The sequence below is a fragment of the Ciceribacter sichuanensis genome (genome assembly GCF_024055605.1).
In the GTDB taxonomy this organism is placed as follows: Bacteria; Pseudomonadota; Alphaproteobacteria; order Rhizobiales; family Rhizobiaceae; genus Allorhizobium; species Allorhizobium sichuanense.
Genome location: NZ_JAMXLX010000001.1, coordinates 891,745 through 909,751 on the forward strand (window position 1 = coordinate 891,745; position 18,007 = coordinate 909,751).

Genomic DNA, 18,007 nt, shown 5'->3' on the forward strand with positions numbered 1-18,007 from the left:
GAAGGGGGCGTGTTCAGGAGCGGTAAAGATCCTGTTGCGAGGAGGCGACTGTCTGCAGGCGTCGCAATGCTGCGACCTGCCTGTCCGCCTGCTCGTCAATGGCTTGAGGTGTCGACGAAGGAACGCAGAGTACCTTCTCGCCGGTCAAGACGGCCGTGCGGTTTCTTCCCCGTGCCTTGGCCTTGTAAAGCGCGCGGTCCGCGCCACTCATCAGGCGGTCGAAATCCGCTTCCGCAGCAGGCAGGGTGGTAATGCCGATGCTCACCGTGGCGCGGATGATCTGGCCACCGAAGGCGACCGGTTTGTCCGCGACGGTACGCCGGATTGCCTCAGCCACCAGAACCGCGTCGTGCATGCTGGTAACATCCAGCAGGGCGGCGAATTCCTCGCCGCCGCTGCGGCCAAAACAGGCATTAGAGGGCATCAGCGATCGGCAGGACTGCGTAAAGCTCGTCAGCACAGCGTCCCCGGCCTGGTGTCCGTGACTGTCGTTGATCTTCTTGAATCGGTCGAGGTCGAACACCAGCAACGCGACGTTGCGTTTCGTCTCACCGGCGCGGTTGCGAATGGTTTCGAACTCGTCGAGCAGTCCTCGCCGGTTGAGGGCGCCGGTCAGCGGGTCGGTCAGCGCAAGCATTCGCAGCCTGTCGGCGGAGCGGTCCATCAGGATTTTTGCCAGAACGGCGATGGAGCCCACGAAACCAACAATGCCGGCAATCCCCACCAGACCGCTGATCGAAATCTCCTTGAAGTTGGCGGGGTTGTTTATCGCTACAGCCACAGCAAACCCGAGATTCAGCACCCCCTGTGTAAGCCAGATGCCAATCAGCGCCTTGCGATGGCGATCGGAACTGAAGCGGGCGGTCGTCACCACGGCAGCCATCATCAGGTAGCCCGTCGCCGCAGCGACGTCATAAAGAGCCACCCGATAGGCGAAGGTTTCCCGCACGATAGGCAGGAGATTTCCGGCGACCCAGATGAGGCTCGGTATCGCTGCGATGGAGAGGGGCGGACGTGTGTCAAGGTAGCGCACACCAGACAGCCAGAAACCGTAGGCCGAAAGCGCGGTAAAGTTCGCGACGTGGATCGAGACGAAGTCAGGGATCTGTCCGCGGAAAGTGACGAGCACGATACCGGTCGCATGTGCCGCGAAGCCCAGCGCGAACATCAGGTAGTGTTTTTCGCTGCGCGCCCGCAACCAGACCACGGTCAGCAGCATCGCCAGCGTGCCGGCTTCTGTCGCCCAGAGGAGGAACGCCGTTTTGACATCGAGCACAGTGGTCGATCCTGAATTGGTTTTTTGAGAATATGACTTCAAAGTGATGAAGACAGGTTAATCAGTTCCTACGAAAACGGCGATGCCATGGCCGTCCCCAGTTTTTCTATCCCCGTATTGAACGTTACCGAACGTTCACCATATGAGCCGTTTCTTGTGAAGTGGCTTCCCAGGCATTCGGAAAGATTAGGAAATTTGCCGCAAAAGCCTTACGCCGACGGCAGAGACCAGCGCTTGACGATTAAGGATATCCGAAGCTCGCGTCTTGAAGTCGAGGGTGCGGACACTCTATGTAGGGATTGACAGATATTACGTGATTCCCGCCGCGCATCGAGTGTTCGGGGAACAGGCTGACAAAGGACGGACATGAGAAATCCAGTTGATACCGCCATGGCTCTGGTGCCGATGGTCGTGGAGCAGACCAATCGCGGCGAACGCTCCTACGACATCTTTTCCCGCCTGCTGAAGGAACGCATCATCTTCCTCACTGGGCCGGTCGAAGACACCATGGCTTCGCTCGTCTGCGCGCAATTGCTGTTTCTCGAGGCCGAGAACCCCAAGAAGGAAATCGCCCTCTACATCAATTCGCCGGGCGGCGTCGTGACCGCCGGCATGGCGATCTATGACACCATGCAGTTCATTCGCCCTGCAGTCTCGACGCTTTGCATCGGTCAGGCTGCATCCATGGGCTCGCTTCTGCTCGCTGCCGGCGAGAAGGGCATGCGTTTTGCGACGCCGAATGCACGCATCATGGTTCACCAGCCCTCGGGCGGCTTCCAGGGCCAGGCTTCGGACATCGAACGCCATGCTCGTGACATCATCAAGATGAAGCGTCGCCTGAACGAAGTTTACGTAAAGCACACCGGCCGCACTTATGAAGAAGTAGAGCAGACGCTTGATCGTGACCACTTCATGGAGGCCGGCGAGGCGAAGGACTGGGGTCTGATCGACAAGATCCTGACCTCGCGCCAGGAAATCGAGGGCGTGCCGGCAGCCTGATGCTCCGTTGCGATATGATCACGACTGCAATGAACTGAAGCGGTCGTGATCACGTAAGGGGTTTAATCTGGCTGCGAAAGCGCTAATAGTAACTATTAAGGCTGTGTTGAATTTTTATGACATAGCTTGCGGTCTGTGGGGTTTCGTTGCCGCCGGTTCTGGTTTGTGGGTCGTGTGGACCGGCTAGTACCTCTTAGGATCGAATGAGCCTGGGGCCGAAGGGCGATCAGCGCCGGGCGTAGAGAGTGACCGCCCTCCGTCGAGGCGGAGGGGCGGCGTGCTGGAAGGATGAAGATATGAGCAAGGTCAGCGGTAGCAACGGCGGTGACTCCAAGAATACCCTTTATTGTTCCTTCTGCGGCAAGAGCCAGCACGAGGTCCGCAAGCTGATTGCCGGCCCGACGGTGTTCATCTGCGATGAATGCGTCGAATTGTGCATGGACATCATCCGCGAGGAGAACAAGAGCTCCATGGTGAAGTCCCGTGACGGCGTTCCGACGCCGCAGGACATCATCAAGATTCTCGACGAATACGTGATCGGCCAGAAGCAGGCCAAGAAGATCCTCTCCGTCGCGGTGCACAACCATTACAAGCGCCTCTCGCACGCCTCCAAGGGCGGAGAGGTCGAGCTTGCGAAGTCGAACATCCTGCTCGTCGGCCCGACCGGCTGCGGCAAGACCTATCTTGCCCAGACGCTCGCGCGCATTATCGACGTGCCGTTCACCATGGCTGATGCCACGACGCTGACCGAAGCCGGCTATGTCGGTGAGGACGTCGAGAACATCATCCTGAAGCTTCTGCAGGCGGCTGACTACAACGTCGAACGTGCCCAGCGCGGCATCGTCTACATCGACGAAGTGGACAAGATCTCCCGCAAGTCGGACAATCCGTCCATCACACGCGACGTGTCGGGCGAGGGCGTGCAGCAGGCGCTCTTGAAGATCATGGAAGGTACGGTTGCCTCTGTGCCGCCGCAGGGCGGCCGCAAGCATCCGCAGCAGGAATTCCTGCAGGTCGACACGACGAACATCCTGTTCATCTGCGGCGGTGCCTTCGCAGGTCTCGACAAGATCATCTCCGCGCGTGGAGAAAAGACATCGATCGGCTTCGGTGCGACCGTGTCGTCTCCGGACGACCGGCGTGTCGGCGAAGTGCTGCGCGAACTGGAGCCGGAAGATCTGGTCAAGTTTGGCCTGATCCCGGAATTCATCGGTCGTCTGCCGGTTTTGGCGACGCTGGAAGACCTTGACGAGGACGCCCTCATCCAGATCCTGTCCGAGCCGAAGAATGCGCTCGTCAAGCAGTACCAGCGCCTGTTCGAGATGGAAGACGTCGAGCTGACCTTCCACGAGGACGCCCTGCGCGAGATCGCCCGCAAGGCGATCGTCCGCAAGACCGGTGCCCGCGGCCTGCGCTCGATCATGGAAAAGATCCTGCTCGACACCATGTTCGAACTGCCGGAACTGGAAGGCGTTCGCGAAGTCGTCATTTCCGACGATGTCGTCAACGGCAATTCCCGGCCGCTCTACATCTATGCCGACCGTCAGGAAGAAAAGGCCAACGCCTCGGCTTGACCGCGACGGATTGAAATTGCCATTGAGGCCCGCCCTTGTGGCGGGCCTTTTTCGTTTCCGAAGCTGTTTTCCAGTGTTGTTTTGATCCGTGGCCTCAGCCGCTACCGTAAATCGTTAATACGCCGGTTTTCGCCGGCCACGGCTTGGGTTAGAAAAGAACGAAGTGCTTCGCTCGCGGCAGCTGCCGCAGATCGGATCGCCGGGCTGGCCGCTCGTCTCGCGTCGGGCCAGACCAACGGGTTATTTGTAGGTTTGGGCCACTGACTGTAATATCATCGTCACATTGTCGGTGGCGGTGCACGGGCGGCAGGCTTGAATTCGCGTTCTGAGAACTCCATTTCTTGGAGGAGCAAGAAGTATGCCTGTCGCCTTCGGGGTATGGCATTTGGTCCCGGGCTTGCCTGGGACATCGGAAAGGAAGTGAAATGTCGAAAACGTCTGCAGCAAACGAGAGCAATATCTATCCCGTATTGCCTCTGCGCGACATCGTGGTTTTCCCACACATGATCGTGCCTTTGTTCGTCGGGCGCGAGAAGTCCATTCGCGCTCTCGAAGAGGTCATGGGCTCCGACAAGCAGATCATGCTGGCGACCCAGATCAACGCCGGCGATGACGATCCGGAACCCTCCGCCATTTACGAGGTCGGGACCGTCGCCAACGTTCTTCAGCTCCTGAAGCTGCCGGATGGCACCGTCAAGGTGCTGATCGAGGGCAGGGCGCGTGCCCGCATCGACACCTACACCGCGCGTGAAGAGTTCTACGAGGCAACGGCGCAGGTTCTCGCTGAGCCGGCCGAAGACGCCGTCGAGATCGAGGCTCTGTCCCGCTCGGTCGTCTCCGAGTTCGAGAACTACGTCAAGCTGAACAAGAAGATCTCGCCGGAAGTCGTTGGCGCCGCGAGCCAGATCGAGGACTACTCGAAGCTGGCGGATACGGTCGCATCGCACCTGTCGATCAAGATCACCGAGAAGCAGGAGATGCTCGAGACCGTCAGCGTCAAGCAGCGTCTCGAAAAAGCCCTCGGCTTCATGGAAGGCGAAATCTCCGTCCTTCAGGTCGAAAAGCGCATCCGTTCGCGCGTCAAGCGCCAGATGGAGAAGACCCAGCGCGAGTATTACCTGAATGAACAGATGAAGGCGATCCAGAAGGAACTCGGCGACGGCGAGGATGGCCGTGACGAGATGGCCGAGCTGGAAGAGCGCATCTCCAAGACCAAGCTGTCCAAGGAAGCCAAGGAAAAGGCCGATGCGGAACTGAAGAAGCTGCGCCACATGAGCCCCATGTCGGCGGAAGCGACGGTTGTTCGCAACTACCTCGACTGGCTGCTGGGCCTGCCCTGGGGCAAGAAGTCCAAGGTCAAGGTTGATCTGAATGCCGCCGAGAAGATCCTCGATGAGGATCACTTCGGTCTGGACAAGGTCAAGGAGCGCATCGTCGAATATCTCGCCGTTCAGGCTCGTGCGACCAAGATCAAGGGCCCGATCCTTTGCCTCGTCGGCCCTCCGGGCGTCGGCAAGACCTCGCTCGCCAAGTCGATCGCCAAGGCGACCGGCCGCGAATATGTCCGCATGGCGCTCGGCGGCGTGCGTGACGAGGCCGAGATCCGTGGTCACCGCCGCACCTATATCGGTTCGATGCCCGGCAAGATCGTGCAATCGATGAAGAAGGCCAAGAAGTCCAACCCGCTCTTCCTGCTCGATGAAATCGACAAGATGGGCATGGATTTCCGTGGCGATCCGTCGTCGGCTCTGCTCGAGGTGCTGGATCCGGAACAGAACTCCACCTTCATGGATCACTACCTGGAAGTGGAATACGACCTGTCCAACGTGATGTTCGTCACCACGGCCAACACGCTGAACATCCCGGGCCCGTTGATGGACCGCATGGAGATCATCCGCATCGCCGGTTACACGGAAGATGAAAAGCGGGAAATCGCCAAGCGGCACCTGCTGCCCAAGGCCATCAAGGAACATGCGCTGCGTCCGGAAGAATTTTCGGTCAGCGACGATGCGCTGATGGCCGTGATCCAGCAGTACACCCGCGAAGCCGGTGTCCGTTCCTTCGAGCGCGAACTGATGAAGCTCGCCCGCAAGGCGGTCACCGAGATCATCAAGGGCAAGGTCAAGTCCGTCGCCGTTACAGCCGAGAACATTCACGACTATCTTGGCGTGCCGCGCTTCCGGCATGGTGAAGCCGAAGGCGAGGATCAGGTGGGTATCGTTACCGGTCTGGCCTGGACTGAAGTCGGCGGCGAACTGCTGACCATCGAAGGCGTAATGATGCCGGGCAAGGGCCGCATGACGGTTACCGGCAACCTGAAGGACGTCATGAAGGAGTCGATTTCGGCTGCCGCATCCTATGTCCGCTCGCGGGCTGTGGATTTCGGTATCGAACCGCCGCGGTTCGACAAGAGCGATATCCACGTGCACGTTCCGGAAGGCGCAACGCCGAAGGACGGTCCGTCCGCCGGTATCGCCATGGCGACTGCAATCGTCTCGATCATGACCGGCATTCCGGTTTCCAAGGATGTCGCCATGACGGGTGAAGTTACCCTTCGCGGTCGCGTCCTGCCGATCGGCGGTCTCAAGGAAAAGCTGCTTGCCGCTCTGCGCGGCGGCATCAAGAAGGTTCTGATCCCGGAAGAAAACGCCAAGGATCTGGCTGACATTCCGGACAACGTGAAGAACAACCTCGAGATCGTTCCGGTATCGCGGATGGGCGAAGTCATCAAGCACGCCCTGGTTCGTGTACCTGAACCGATTGAATGGGACGGAACCGTTGAAACTCCGGCAATCGGCACCGTGGAAGGGGTCGATGAAACCGGCGCTTCCTTGGCACATTGAGGCTCTTTTGCCTTAATCTTGCCAAATTGACACATCGAACGGAAAAAGGCTGGCATTTTTGCCAGCCTTTTTTGTGCAAACTCCCTGAAACGTCTTGTTTTCCGGGCGATTGCGGTGCTTTTCAGTTGCGTAGGGCAGATGCTTACGTATTGTCCGCCCGACTTATCCATTGAGTCGTTTCATACCAGTCAGAAAGGGTGGAAACATGAACAAGAACGAACTCGTATCCGCGGTCGCCGAAAAGGCCGGCCTCACCAAGGCCGATGCAGCTTCCGCCGTCGACGCCGTTTTCGAAACGGTTCAGGCAGAGCTGAAGACCGGCGGCGATGTTCGCCTCGCTGGCTTCGGTGCTTTCACCGTTGCTCGTCGCGAAGCCTCCAAGGGCCGCAACCCGTCGACCGGCGCTGAAGTCGATATCCCGGCTCGCAACGTTCCGAAGTTCACGGCCGGCAAGGGCCTGAAGGACGCTGTAAACAGCTAATCAGCTGGCTACCTTCGCTCGGATGGAGCGAAGACTTGGCATCGCAATTTGAGCCCGGCCTCGTGCCGGGCTTTTCCGTTTCAGCGGCTTGCCTGCCGGTGCATGCTGGCGTATCGATCCAATCGCCGGTTTCCAGACGGAGGTCGGCATTCGTTCTCAGGGCGGGGTGAAAATCCCCACCGGCGGTAAGGGGTTCAGTTCCCAAGCCCGCGAGCGCCTTCCGAAGCCCAAGGCATCGGAAGGGTCAGCAGATCCGGTGTGACTCCGGGGCCGACGGTCATAGTCCGGATGAAAGAGAATGAGGTATCGGCTGCGTGCCCGGCTTCGGATGATTGGTCCGGGGCAAGGCTCGCGACCGCCTGTCGCCGTGTGCTAAGGCCTCGGCGCGGCAGGTGAGGGGAATGCCTTGTCGCTCCCCGCGCATTTATCCTCATGCGTCCTGATTTGTGTTGGTCTCTTTCTCAAAGGAAGAAAGACATGAATCAGAGCTTCCATGCTCCTCATCGTTCCAGCGCCGTCGCCGGTGCCGCTTTCATGGTGCTTGCGGGCATCGCCTTCGCCATTCTCAACGTCGTCACCCAATGGGTCGCGATGAGCCTCGGCTTTCCGGCGGTTTCCGCTGCCTTCTGGCAATATGCCTTTGCTCTCCTTTTTTCCCTACCTTTGCTTTTCCGGCTTGGGTTCGGATCGTTGAGGACGCGGTATCCTGGTCGTCATCTGGGGCGGGTTATCCTCGCAGCGCTTGGTGTGCAGGCCTGGGTCATCGGGCTTGCCACCGTACCGATCTGGCAGGCCATCGCGCTGGTGATGACCTCTCCATTTTTCATCATCGTCGGCGCGCGTGTCTTCCTCGGAGAAACGGTTGGTCGCAATCGATGGCTGGCGACGCTCGCAGGCTTTTGCGGGGCGATGATTATCCTGCAGCCATGGTCGGATGTATTTTCTCCCGCCGCCTTCCTGCCGGTTCTATCGGCCCTGCTCTGGGGCGGGGCGTCACTGATGATGAAGAACCTGACCGCCCATGAGAGACCGGAGACAATTACGGTCTGGCTGCTCGTGCTGCTGACGCCGATCAATGCCGGACTTGCCGCAGCCTCGGGCTTTGCCGTTCCTGGAGGAATTGTGCTGGCTCTTCTGCTCCTGGCCGGTCTTTTGACCGTGGTCGGGCAACATTTCCTGACGTTGGCCTACAGCACCGCCGATGTGGCCTATGTGCAGCCATTCGACGACCTGAAGCTGCCGCTCAACGTACTCGCGGGCTGGCTGGTCTTTGGTTATGCGCCCGCCGGATACCTCTGGCTCGGGGCAATCCTGATCCTTGGCGCCTCGCTTTTCCTGATGGTCAGCGAGATGCGCCGGGAGCGGGAGCCGTATCGGGAGGAGCGGGGCGAAGAGGATGGTTCGCTGCCTTTGCCCCAATCCTGACAAAATTCGCCAAATGTCATGTGCGTGTCATGCACGTGACGCAAAAGCCTCTTGTTCCTTACTCATGGAAACAGGAGGCCTCCCCATGAAGTATTCCATTTCCCTCGCCGCCTTGACAGCCGCGCTGCTGGCTTCTGTTGCGGCGCCGGCCGCGGCAGACCAGGTTTTCAACCGTATCTCATCCTTCCCCGTCGCCACCAACCTGCCGGCCGACAAGGACAAGCTCTCCACGACTTCGGCTGAAATCATCACGGCGACCGAAGACGGCAACACGCTGATCTATTCCGACAGCCCGCTCGGCGCGATCGGATTTGCCGACATCACCGATGCAAAGGCCCCGAAGGCCGGTAGCGCGTTGATGATGGGCGGCGAGCCGACCTCCGTCGCCGTCGTCGGTGCCAAGGCTCTGGTGGCCGTCAACACGTCGGAAAGCAAGCAGAAGCCGTCCGGCAAGCTCGCCATCGTCGATGTCGCCTCCAAGAAGATCGACGCTACCTGTGATCTCGGCGGTCAGCCTGATTCCGTCGCGATTTCGCCGGACAAGACCTTTGCTGCCATCGCCATTGAAAACGAGCGTGACGAAGAGCTCAACGAAGGCAAGCTGCCGCAGATGCCGGCCGGCGATCTCGTCATCGTCTCGCTGAAGGACGGCGTTGCCGATTGCGCTTCGATCAAGCACGTGACCCTGACCGGTCTTGCCGAAATCGCCCCGGAAGATCCGGAACCGGAATTCGTCTCGGTCAACAATCTCGGCGAAATCGGCCTGACGCTTCAGGAAAACAACCATATCGTCATCATCGACGGCAAGACTGGCGAAGTGAAGAACCACTTCTCGGCAGGCAAGGTCGATCTCGCCGGCATCGACACCAAGAGCGATGGCGCGCTGAAGTTCACCGGCAAGAAGGAAGGCGTCTTGCGCGAGCCCGACGCCTTGAAGTGGCTGGACGATAACCGTCTCGTGATCGCCAACGAAGGCGACTATGAAGGCGGTTCGCGCAGCTTCACCATCTTCGACAAGACCGGCAAGGAACTCTACGAGTCCGGCCCGTCTCTGGAACTCGCCATCGCCCAGATCGGTCACTTCCCGGACAAGCGCGCCAAGTCCAAGGGCGTCGAGCTCGAAGGCCTGGAAGCCGCGACCTTCAACGGCCAGAAGTACTTCTTCGTCCTTTCCGAGCGCGCCTCCATCGCCGCGGTCTACAAGGACACGGGTGCTGAGCCGGAACTCGTGCAGCTCCTGCCGTCGGGCGTTTCGCCGGAAGGCGCCGTCGCCATTCCCGGCCGTAACCTGCTCGCCACCGCCAACGAAGCCGATCTCGGCGAAGACGGTGGTCCTCGCTCGCATGTCATGATTTATGAACTTGCCGAAGGCACGCCCGCTTATCCGATGATCCGTTCCGACATCGTTGACGGCGCTCCGATTGGTTGGGGTGCTCTCTCCGGTCTCGTCGGCGATGCTGAAAAGGCTGGCACGCTCTATGCGGTCAATGACAGCTTCTATTCCTCGCAGCCGACGATCTTCACGATCGACGCGACGCAGAAGCCGGCTGTCATCACGACGGCTCTGCCGGTCACGCGTGGCGGTGCCGCAGCCCAGAAGCTCGACATCGAAGGCATCACGCTGGATGGCAAGGGCGGCTTCTGGCTCGCTTCCGAAGGCGATCCGGCCAAGCTTGTCGGCCACGGCATCTACAATGTCGATGCCAAGGGCGAGATCAAGTCCGAGATCGGCTTCCCGGTCGAACTGCTCGCAGGCCAGACCCGCTTCGGCCTCGAAGGCATCACCTCGATCGGCAAGGGCGACGACCTGACGCTCTGGATGGCCGTTCAGCGCGAATGGAAGGACGACGAGAAGGGCACCGTCAAGCTCGTTTCCTACAACCCGAAGGCCAAGGAATGGGGCGCTGTCAGCTATCCGCTCGAAAAGGCTGAAGACGGCTGGGTCGGTCTTTCTGAAATCACCGCCCATGGCGACTACGTCTACATCGTCGAGCGTGACAATCAGGTGGGCGACAACGCCAAGCTCAAGAAGCTCTACCGCGTTGCCATTGCCGACCTGAAGCCTGCAAAGCTCGGCGACAAGCTGCCGCTGGTGAAGAAGGAAGAAGCCCATGACTTCATTCCGGACCTGAAGAACGCCACGAACGGCTACGTCGTGGACAAGCTGGAAGGCTTTGCCTTCGACGCCGCCGGCAAGGCCTTTGCCGTCACCGATAACGATGGCGTGGACGACAGCTCGGGCGAGACCCTGTTCTTCCCGGTCGACCTGAAGGGCACCAACTGACCCATCGGCGTCCCGATATGAAGAATCAGGAAGGCCGGGTGAGCGATCACCCGGCCTTCCTCAATTTCATGGTACTGAATTTCATACGCTCGAATTCGATGCGCCCGTCCGTTTCAGGAATTCGGCAACAGGCCCGATCAGCAAACCCGGAGCCGAGACATGCGGCGCATGGCCGGTATCCAGCGTTGCCACTTCGGCGCCGGGCACCAGTTCCTGCATCCGACGCTGCAGGTAGATAAACACCGACTGGTCGTCGGTCGCCTCGACATAGAGACGCGGTATCAGGCCGAATCGCTCTGCCGTGAGCGACTGGGCCGACGCCCGCCCGCCTTCCGGCTGCGGAGTGAGCTTTGCCGCTGCGGCGAGCGCCGTCTCACGCGGCAGGTCATTGAGGAAGTGCCGTGCTGCGGCTTCCGCTGGCACGCTGCTGACAAGCCCATCTTCCGACCATACGAGATGAGGCGAGATACCGCCTGCCTCGGGATGTGAGGGCAGGGCTTCCTTCACGATGTCGCCGAAGCCCATGCCCGAAGGTAGCATCATGCCGGCCACATACACGATCCCCGTGATGGCTTCGGGCATTGCCTCGCCAAGGGCGGAAGCGGCGTTGCCTCCACCGGAATGGGCGATCACCGCCACAGGCGCACCGGCAGCCTCGATGAGCGAGCGCAGATGGGAAATGTAGAGACCGAGATTGACCGCTTCCGGCAGCGTATCGTCCGCGCCGTTGCCCGGCAAGTCGACCGGGATCGGCTGGAAACCTGATGCTTCGAGCAGGGGAGCAAACGCCTCCCAGACCCAGGAACCCTGCCACGCGCCGTGGATCAGAAGAACGGGGAGCTTGCGGCTCATGCCTTGCCCGCCGATGCCGGTGCTGCTGCATAGGTACGCTGGTACATGGCTTTCAGGTGATCCTCTACTGTTGTGACGGGGTATTTCGGCTCCTCGCCGGAGGCGAGGCAGTTTGGCAGGCATTCGACCACGTGATCGGGATTGCCGACGAAGAAGAAGGGAATCGAATAGCGCTCGCGGCCGCTCTCGTTGACCACCCGGTGAAGCGTCGAGCGATAGCGGTCATTGGTCCAGCGTGCGATCATGTCGCCGAGATTGACGACGAAAGTGCCGGGAATGGGATCGGCATGGATCCAGCTGTCGCTCGCAGAATCATACACCTGCAGTCCGCCGGCATCATCCTGCAGAAGCAGCGTCAGGCCGCCGAAATCCGTATGCGCGCCGGCACCCTTTTCATTGGGCGCGGCATCCTTCGGCTGCGGAGGGTAGTGCAGCAGGCGGAGCGTTCCGAGCGGCTCGCGCACGAATGCATCGAAGTGATTCTCCGGCAGGCCCAGCGAAAGAGCCATGCCACGCATCAGCCGCTCTCCGAGGTCGGTCATCGCCGCGAAATAGGCCATCATCACCGGCCTGAAACCCGGTTGGTCGGCGGGCCACTGGTTCGGTCCGCGATTGAACCTTCCGGCCACGACGCGTGGATCGTCCATCGGCAGGTCCGGCCCGATGTAATAGCCTTCCTTGAGGTCTGCCGGAGCGCCCGCCTCGAGCGTCTGGCCGCGCATGTGCTCGTAGCCGCGGTTACAGAAGGAATGCACCTTGTCGACGGTCAGCTTTTCCTCGATGGGCCGCTCGAAGAATGCCCTGGATTCGGCAAAGGCCGCATCGATCAGCCCCTGGGGAATGCCATGGCCGGCGCAATAGAAGAAACCCTTGTCGAGGCAGGCCTGTCGCAACGCTTCGCCGACCGCCGCGCGTTTTTCCGCAGAGGATGAGGAGAGACCGGAGATGTCGATGACCGGAAGCGTTGCGGTTTCTACGGAGCGCGCGCCGAGCAAGGATGCGTTCATGGATCTCTCTCCTGTTCGAGTTCGCGCCGACTTTCCTGGAGGGCGTGGGCGCTGGTTTGAACGGGAGGCTATTGCAACGCACCAATGCATTGCAACGGTGGAGGTGGCTATAAAATAGATGGATCCAAAAAATGCCTATGAATTGCGCAATGCGCAACGAGCGGCTGCGGTGAGTGCAACAGAACTGGCATTCAACACGGATCGCCCCTACATGCACAGACCCGGCGAGAAACCGTCGCTTTGTTAACGCGCACCCGGTAGTCTTCGTCCAACTTTTCCACTATGAGACCTCCGACTTGGAAGCAGACCTCTATCCCCCCGTAAAGCAGTTCCTCGAAGGCATGGGATTCGAGGTGAAGGGCGAGATACGAAGCTGCGATGTCGTGGCAATCTCGCAGGATGTGACGGAGCTTGTCGTCATCGGCGAGCTGAAACGCAGCTTCACTCTGGAACTCGTCCTCCAGGCGGTGGAACGCACGACCGTCTGCGATGAGGTCTGGCTCGCTGTCGAGGCTTCCAAGACGGGACGTGGACGGGAGGGCGATGCCCGCGTGAAAAAACTCTGCCATTTCCTGGGATTCGGTCTGCTGACGGTCGCTGCCTCGGGCCGCGTCGACGTCATCGTTGAGCCGGGACCGTGGAAGCCCCGGCGCAACAACAAGCGCCGCTCCCGGATCGTCGAAGAATTCCGCCGCCGCCGGGGCGATCCGATTGCTGGCGGCTCGACCCGCATGCCGCAGATGACGGCCTACCGCCAGCAGGCGCTTGTCATCGCGGAAGTCCTCGCGAGCGGTCCCGCCCGCCCGCGCGACCTCAAGTCGATCGCTCCCGAGGTGGCCAAAATCCTGCAGTCCAATGTCTATGGCTGGTTCGATCGAATCGAGCGCGGGGTTTATGGCCTGAACTCTGCAGGCCATGCCGCGCTCATCGCATGGTCCGATAAGATGCCGAGGAATGACAAGGTGCCGTCGGAGACCGTCTAAGAAGGAAGACTTACGGAGTCGGCATCCTTCGCTAACATTTTCCGGGTTCCACGGTCGGTTTGTGACGCTCCCTGTGTACACACGAATCGCAATCGTCCCTGCGGGATGAAGCGCGCCGATCCGATTGGTCGCGATGAATCACTGCAAACCTCTGTCGAAACCTCAAGCAGTTCGCATGGGGCTGCAGAGTTTCTTGTGATTCCTGGACCGGGCACAGGTGAGCGAGTTGCCAAGCCGCGGGGAGGGTAGGGCTGATGGTGACTGATGACGATTGAGGAGGATTTTCCCGACGCGCATCAAATATCCGGCAGGCGGGTTGAACTGCCGAAATAAATGCTTGGCGGGCTGAGCGTAAACTCAACCAAATCACAATAAGAAGTTTTAAGGGGAAATGGTGGGCGATGAGAGACTCGAACTCCCGACATCCTCGGTGTAAACGAGGCGCTCTACCAACTGAGCTAATCGCCCTTCGCTGACCGGGTTAGTCCCGCCGCGTCGGTGGCCGTGATCTATGCGGATCGCGGAAAAACCGCAAGAGTGTTTGTGAAGTTTTTTTGCTTTTTTTGTGTGTCGCTTGGAGGAGGGATATCAAAAAGCCCGAATTCCGGGGCTTTTTCTTTTATCGAATGGCGCGGTCGTTTTCTTCGTCCACAGGCGGGCGAATTGTCGGCGCAGATAAAATTCGATCTGTCATGGATTTGTCTTCGATCCTGCTTGACACCAATAACCGAACCCCGTAGTTAGCCGCTCATCGAACGGGCCTAGGCCGGTTCGGGAAGGCGGAGACGCCTTTCAAGAAATGCGCGGGTGTAGCTCAGTTGGTTAGAGTGCCGGCCTGTCACGCCGGAGGTCGCGGGTTCGAGCCCCGTCACTCGCGCCATTCTTGAAAAGTATCTTGCTTGTCGAGGCAGGGATGCCGACGTCAAGGCCGGATTGACCAACGGTTGATCCATTCATGCGCGGGTGTAGCTCAGTCGGTTAGAGTGCCGGCCTGTCACGCCGGAGGTCGCGGGTTCGAGCCCCGTCACTCGCGCCATTTTTGTTTTCCTTCATAACTTTATGCTGCTTCGCAATGTGGCTCTCTGGACTTTATTGCGCTGCCGCTTTACACCTCGATGGGCCGCATGATGTATCGCGTGAAAAGCCGGCGCTCGGGCTTGCACAAGCGGGCAGGCTGCGCTAACGACGGCTCGTTGCAACTCTTCTTTCGGCTTGTCGGCCCAGTGCCAAAAATGCCGCCCGGCATTCGAGACAAGCAGGGATGGATATGATGACTGAACTGCTCAGTTCCTACCTTCCGATCGCCATCTTTATCGGTATTGCCCTTGTGATTGGCTTGGCGCTTTTGATTGCGCCGTTCGCCGTCGCCTTCAAGGCTCCCGACTCTGAAAAGCTGTCGGCTTACGAATGCGGCTTCAATGCTTTCGACGATGCCCGCATGAAGTTCGACATCCGCTTCTACCTGGTGTCGATCCTCTTCATCATCTTCGATCTCGAAGTCGCCTTCCTGTTCCCTTGGGCAGTGTCTTTCGGTGACCTCGGCTGGTTCGGCTTCTGGTCGATGATGGTGTTCCTTGGTGTGCTCACCATCGGCTTTATCTATGAATGGAAGAAGGGGGCACTCGAATGGGAGTAGTCCAGTCCAACACGACGCTCGTTGCTCCGCAGGCCAAGGGGATCATCGATCCCAATACCGGCAAGCCGATCGGTAGCGATGATGCTTTCTTCGGTGAGATTAATAATGAACTCGCCGACAAGGGTTTTCTCGTTACTTCGACGGACGAGTTGATCAACTGGGCTCGTACCGGTTCGCTGATGTGGATGACCTTCGGTCTCGCCTGCTGCGCGGTCGAGATGATGCAGCTCTCCATGCCGCGTTATGACGTCGAGCGCTTCGGTTTCGCTCCGCGCGCCAGCCCGCGTCAGTCTGACGTCATGATCGTCGCCGGCACGCTGACCAACAAGATGGCGCCCGCGCTCCGCAAGGTCTATGACCAGATGCCAGAGCCGCGTTACGTCATTTCGATGGGCTCCTGCGCCAATGGCGGCGGCTACTATCACTATTCCTACTCGGTGGTGCGCGGATGCGATCGCGTCGTGCCTGTCGATATCTATGTTCCCGGCTGTCCCCCCACGGCAGAAGCACTGCTTTACGGCGTGCTCCTGCTGCAGAAGAAGATCCGCCGCACCGGAACGATCGAGCGCTAAGCCAAGGGACGCGAAAAGATGAGTGAAGCCCTGAACGAGCTTGCATCCTACCTTTCAGAGGTGCGCGGTGCGCTCATTGCCTCTTCGGAGATTCGTTTCGGCGAACTAAACCTGACTGCAACGCCGGAAAACATCATCGCATTGCTGACCTTCCTGCGCGACGACGTGCACTGCGGTTTCGTCAATCTGATCGATATCTGTGGCGTCGACTATCCGGAGCGGGAAGACCGTTTCGACGTGGTCTATCACCTGCAGTCGCCGCGCCAGAATCTTCGTATCCGCATCAAGGTCGCAACCGGCGAAGACAAGCCAGTACCATCGGCCTGTTCGGTTTTCCCGGGCGCCGACTGGTTCGAGCGTGAAACCTGGGACATGTATGGCGTGCTCTTCACCGATCACCCGGATCTGCGACGTATCCTCACTGACTACGGTTTCGAGGGGCATCCGCTTCGCAAGGACTTCCCGACCACCGGTTTCGTCGAGGTTCGTTATGACGACAACGCCAAGCGCGTCGTCTATGAGCCTGTCGAACTGAAGCAGGAATTCCGGAATTTCGACTTTCTCTCGCCTTGGGAAGGCACGGATTACGTGCTGCCCGGCGATGAGAAAGCGGCCCAGTAAGACGGCGGAAGGTTTGTTGCCATGACTGAACATAACGTCCGCAACTTCAACATCAATTTCGGCCCGCAGCATCCGGCGGCCCACGGCGTTCTGCGTCTGGTACTGGAGCTTGACGGCGAAATCGTGGAGCGCGTCGATCCGCATATCGGCCTGCTGCATCGCGGTACCGAGAAGCTGATCGAGACCAAGACCTACCTGCAGGCATTGCCCTATTTCGATCGTCTCGATTACGTCGCGCCGATGAATCAGGAGCATGCCTATTCGCTGGCAGTGGAAAAGCTGCTCGGCGTCGAGATCCCGATTCGTGGTCAGTTGATCCGCGTTCTCTACTCGGAAATCGGCCGTATCCTGTCGCATCTTCTGAACGTCACGACCCAGGCTATGGACGTCGGTGCGCTGACGCCGCCGCTCTGGGGCTTCGAAGAGCGCGAAAAGCTGATGGTGTTCTATGAGCGTGCCTGCGGCGCGCGCATGCACTCGGCCTATTTCCGTCCGGGCGGCGTGCATCAGGATCTGCCGCACCAGCTCATCGAGGACATCGGCAAGTGGTGCGATCCGTTCCTGAAGACGCTCGACGATATCGACGCGCTTCTGACCGGCAACCGTATCTTCAAACAGCGTAACGTCGACATCGGCGTCGTGGCTCTTGAAGACGCATGGGCTTGGGGCTTCTCGGGCGTCATGGTTCGCGGTTCCGGCGCTGCCTGGGACCTGCGTCGCGCACAGCCCTACGAATGCTATTCGGAACTCGAGTTCGACATTCCGATCGGCAAGAACGGCGACTGCTATGACCGCTATCTGATCCGCATGATCGAAATGCGTGAATCGGTGAAGATCATGAAGCAGTGTGTCAATCGTCTGCTTGGCGATGCGAAGACCGGCCCGGTTTCCTCGCTCGACGGTAAGGTCGTGCCGCCGAAGCGTGGCGAGATGAAGCGGTCGATGGAAGCACTAATCCACCACTTCAAGCTCTACACCGAAGGCTATCACGTGCCTGAGGGCGAGGTTTACGCCGCAGTCGAAGCCCCCAAGGGCGAATTCGGCGTCTACGTCGTCTCCGACGGCTCGAACAAGCCTTATCGTTGCAAGATTCGCGCTCCGGGTTACGCGCACCTGCAGGCCATGGATTTCATCTGTCGGGGGCATCAGCTCGCTGACGTTTCGGCAATCCTTGGCTCGCTCGACATCGTGTTCGGAGAGGTTGACCGCTGATGAAGGTGTGGCTGCTCACGGTTCTCGCTCTGGCTTCCGCCGTTCAGGCGCAGGCTCAGGAAGCGACCGTCTCTTCGAGCAGCTCGACCACCAGCATGGCGGATCTCATCAAGCAGGGCTACGAAATCAGAACCTCCAGCGAAAGCGGTTCGAAGATCATCGTGTTCCTGCAGAAAGACAAGACGGCCTATGCCTGCGAATTCACGTCTCTGACGCGTTCGCGGTGTGGATCCATAAACTGA

General features: G+C 59.5%; 15 protein-coding genes, 3 tRNA genes and 1 riboswitch. Of the genes, 14 read left to right on the forward strand and 4 right to left on the reverse strand.

What is annotated here, in order from left to right:
* Window positions 1-13 precede the first annotated feature (13 nt).
* A complete protein-coding gene (locus NBH21_RS04370) occupies window positions 14-1,276 on the reverse strand; it encodes a GGDEF domain-containing protein (protein ID WP_250912699.1) in 1,263 nt (420 codons plus the stop codon).
* Between the two features lie 366 nt (window positions 1,277-1,642).
* Between NBH21_RS04370 and clpP the strand changes: the two genes are divergently transcribed.
* The 6 genes from clpP to NBH21_RS04400 all read left to right on the forward strand — a co-directional run bounded on the left by clpP (window position 1,643) and on the right by NBH21_RS04400 (window position 10,882).
* Window positions 1,643-2,275, forward strand: coding sequence for an ATP-dependent Clp endopeptidase proteolytic subunit ClpP (gene clpP / locus NBH21_RS04375; RefSeq protein WP_163904828.1), 633 nt, complete (start codon window positions 1,643-1,645; stop codon window positions 2,273-2,275).
* A 296-nt stretch (window positions 2,276-2,571) separates the two neighbouring features.
* The gene (gene clpX, locus NBH21_RS04380) at window positions 2,572-3,849 is read left to right on the forward strand and encodes an ATP-dependent Clp protease ATP-binding subunit ClpX (protein ID WP_250912700.1); all 1,278 of its coding nucleotides are present in this window, start codon (window positions 2,572-2,574) and stop codon (window positions 3,847-3,849) included.
* Between the two features lie 425 nt (window positions 3,850-4,274).
* Window positions 4,275-6,692 carry an endopeptidase La gene (gene lon / locus NBH21_RS04385; protein WP_250912701.1) on the forward strand — a complete coding sequence of 806 codons (2,418 nt, stop codon included), beginning with the start codon at window positions 4,275-4,277 and terminating at the stop codon, window positions 6,690-6,692.
* Window positions 6,693-6,897: 205 nt separating this feature from the next.
* Complete coding sequence (gene hupB, locus NBH21_RS04390; RefSeq protein ID WP_163904834.1) at window positions 6,898-7,173, forward strand: DNA-binding protein HupB; 276 nt, start codon at window positions 6,898-6,900, stop codon at window positions 7,171-7,173.
* Window positions 7,174-7,321: 148 nt separating this feature from the next.
* A riboswitch (FMN riboswitch) is annotated at window positions 7,322-7,477 on the forward strand.
* Between the two features lie 173 nt (window positions 7,478-7,650).
* Window positions 7,651-8,598: a DMT family transporter gene (locus tag NBH21_RS04395; RefSeq protein WP_250912702.1), complete on the forward strand. Its 948-nt coding sequence runs from the start codon at window positions 7,651-7,653 to the stop codon at window positions 8,596-8,598.
* Between the two features lie 85 nt (window positions 8,599-8,683).
* A complete protein-coding gene (locus NBH21_RS04400; protein WP_250912703.1) occupies window positions 8,684-10,882 on the forward strand; it encodes an esterase-like activity of phytase family protein in 2,199 nt (732 codons plus the stop codon).
* 81 nt (window positions 10,883-10,963) lie between these two features.
* On the opposite strand, the gene NBH21_RS04405 is transcribed toward NBH21_RS04400, so the two are convergent.
* Together NBH21_RS04405 and NBH21_RS04410 are read right to left on the reverse strand one after the other, a co-directional pair.
* On the reverse strand, window positions 10,964-11,734 hold the full coding sequence (locus NBH21_RS04405) for an alpha/beta fold hydrolase (RefSeq protein WP_250912704.1): 771 nt from the start codon (window positions 11,732-11,734) through the stop codon (window positions 10,964-10,966).
* Window positions 11,731-12,741, reverse strand: coding sequence for an isopenicillin N synthase family dioxygenase (locus NBH21_RS04410; protein ID WP_250912705.1), 1,011 nt, complete (start codon window positions 12,739-12,741; stop codon window positions 11,731-11,733). Before NBH21_RS04410 ends, NBH21_RS04405 begins: the two co-directional genes overlap by 4 nt.
* A 296-nt stretch (window positions 12,742-13,037) precedes the next feature.
* On the opposite strand from NBH21_RS04410, the gene NBH21_RS04415 reads away from it, so the two are divergent.
* A complete protein-coding gene (locus tag NBH21_RS04415; RefSeq protein WP_250912706.1) occupies window positions 13,038-13,724 on the forward strand; it encodes a DUF2161 domain-containing phosphodiesterase in 687 nt (228 codons plus the stop codon).
* 392 nt (window positions 13,725-14,116) lie between these two features.
* Here NBH21_RS04415 and NBH21_RS04420 read toward each other — a convergent pair.
* Window positions 14,117-14,192 (reverse strand) — tRNA-Val (locus tag NBH21_RS04420).
* Between the two features lie 335 nt (window positions 14,193-14,527).
* Here NBH21_RS04420 and NBH21_RS04425 point away from each other — a divergent pair.
* From NBH21_RS04425 to NBH21_RS04455, 7 genes are all read left to right on the forward strand, one after another.
* A tRNA-Asp gene (locus tag NBH21_RS04425) sits at window positions 14,528-14,604 on the forward strand.
* 79 nt (window positions 14,605-14,683) lie between these two features.
* Window positions 14,684-14,760, forward strand: a tRNA-Asp gene (locus NBH21_RS04430).
* A 234-nt stretch (window positions 14,761-14,994) separates the two neighbouring features.
* A complete protein-coding gene (locus NBH21_RS04435) occupies window positions 14,995-15,360 on the forward strand; it encodes an NADH-quinone oxidoreductase subunit A (RefSeq protein ID WP_250912707.1) in 366 nt (121 codons plus the stop codon).
* A complete protein-coding gene (locus NBH21_RS04440; protein ID WP_099057469.1) occupies window positions 15,351-15,932 on the forward strand; it encodes a NuoB/complex I 20 kDa subunit family protein in 582 nt (193 codons plus the stop codon). The genes NBH21_RS04435 and NBH21_RS04440 overlap by 10 nt, the downstream gene beginning before the upstream one ends.
* A gap of 18 nt (window positions 15,933-15,950) precedes the next feature.
* Window positions 15,951-16,553, forward strand: a complete 603-nt coding sequence (locus NBH21_RS04445) for an NADH-quinone oxidoreductase subunit C (RefSeq protein ID WP_250912708.1) — start codon at window positions 15,951-15,953, stop codon at window positions 16,551-16,553.
* Window positions 16,554-16,574: 21 nt separating this feature from the next.
* Window positions 16,575-17,765, forward strand: coding sequence for an NADH-quinone oxidoreductase subunit D (locus tag NBH21_RS04450; RefSeq protein WP_250912709.1), 1,191 nt, complete (start codon window positions 16,575-16,577; stop codon window positions 17,763-17,765).
* Entirely contained in the window at window positions 17,762-18,007 is a 246-nt protein-coding gene (locus NBH21_RS04455; RefSeq protein ID WP_250912821.1) for a hypothetical protein, read from the forward strand. Before NBH21_RS04450 ends, NBH21_RS04455 begins: the two co-directional genes overlap by 4 nt.

Bases quoted from the DNA above. Each gene is read 5' to 3' on its own strand.
- hupB (WP_163904834.1), top strand. From the start codon at position 6,898: ATGAACAAGAACGAACTCGTATCCGCGGTCGCCGAAAAGGCCGGCCTC.
- NBH21_RS04395 (WP_250912702.1), top strand. From the start codon at position 7,651: ATGAATCAGAGCTTCCATGCTCCTCATCGTTCCAGCGCCGTCGCCGGT.
- NBH21_RS04435 (WP_250912707.1), top strand. From the start codon at position 14,995: ATGACTGAACTGCTCAGTTCCTACCTTCCGATCGCCATCTTTATCGGT.
- clpX (WP_250912700.1), top strand. From the start codon at position 2,572: ATGAGCAAGGTCAGCGGTAGCAACGGCGGTGACTCCAAGAATACCCTT.
- NBH21_RS04400 (WP_250912703.1), top strand. From the start codon at position 8,684: ATGAAGTATTCCATTTCCCTCGCCGCCTTGACAGCCGCGCTGCTGGCT.
- NBH21_RS04445 (WP_250912708.1), top strand. From the start codon at position 15,951: ATGAGTGAAGCCCTGAACGAGCTTGCATCCTACCTTTCAGAGGTGCGC.
- lon (WP_250912701.1), top strand. From the start codon at position 4,275: ATGTCGAAAACGTCTGCAGCAAACGAGAGCAATATCTATCCCGTATTG.
- NBH21_RS04405 (WP_250912704.1), bottom strand. From the start codon at position 11,734: ATGAGCCGCAAGCTCCCCGTTCTTCTGATCCACGGCGCGTGGCAGGGT.
- clpP (WP_163904828.1), top strand. From the start codon at position 1,643: ATGAGAAATCCAGTTGATACCGCCATGGCTCTGGTGCCGATGGTCGTG.
- NBH21_RS04440 (WP_099057469.1), top strand. From the start codon at position 15,351: ATGGGAGTAGTCCAGTCCAACACGACGCTCGTTGCTCCGCAGGCCAAG.
- NBH21_RS04410 (WP_250912705.1), bottom strand. From the start codon at position 12,741: ATGAACGCATCCTTGCTCGGCGCGCGCTCCGTAGAAACCGCAACGCTT.
- NBH21_RS04450 (WP_250912709.1), top strand. From the start codon at position 16,575: ATGACTGAACATAACGTCCGCAACTTCAACATCAATTTCGGCCCGCAG.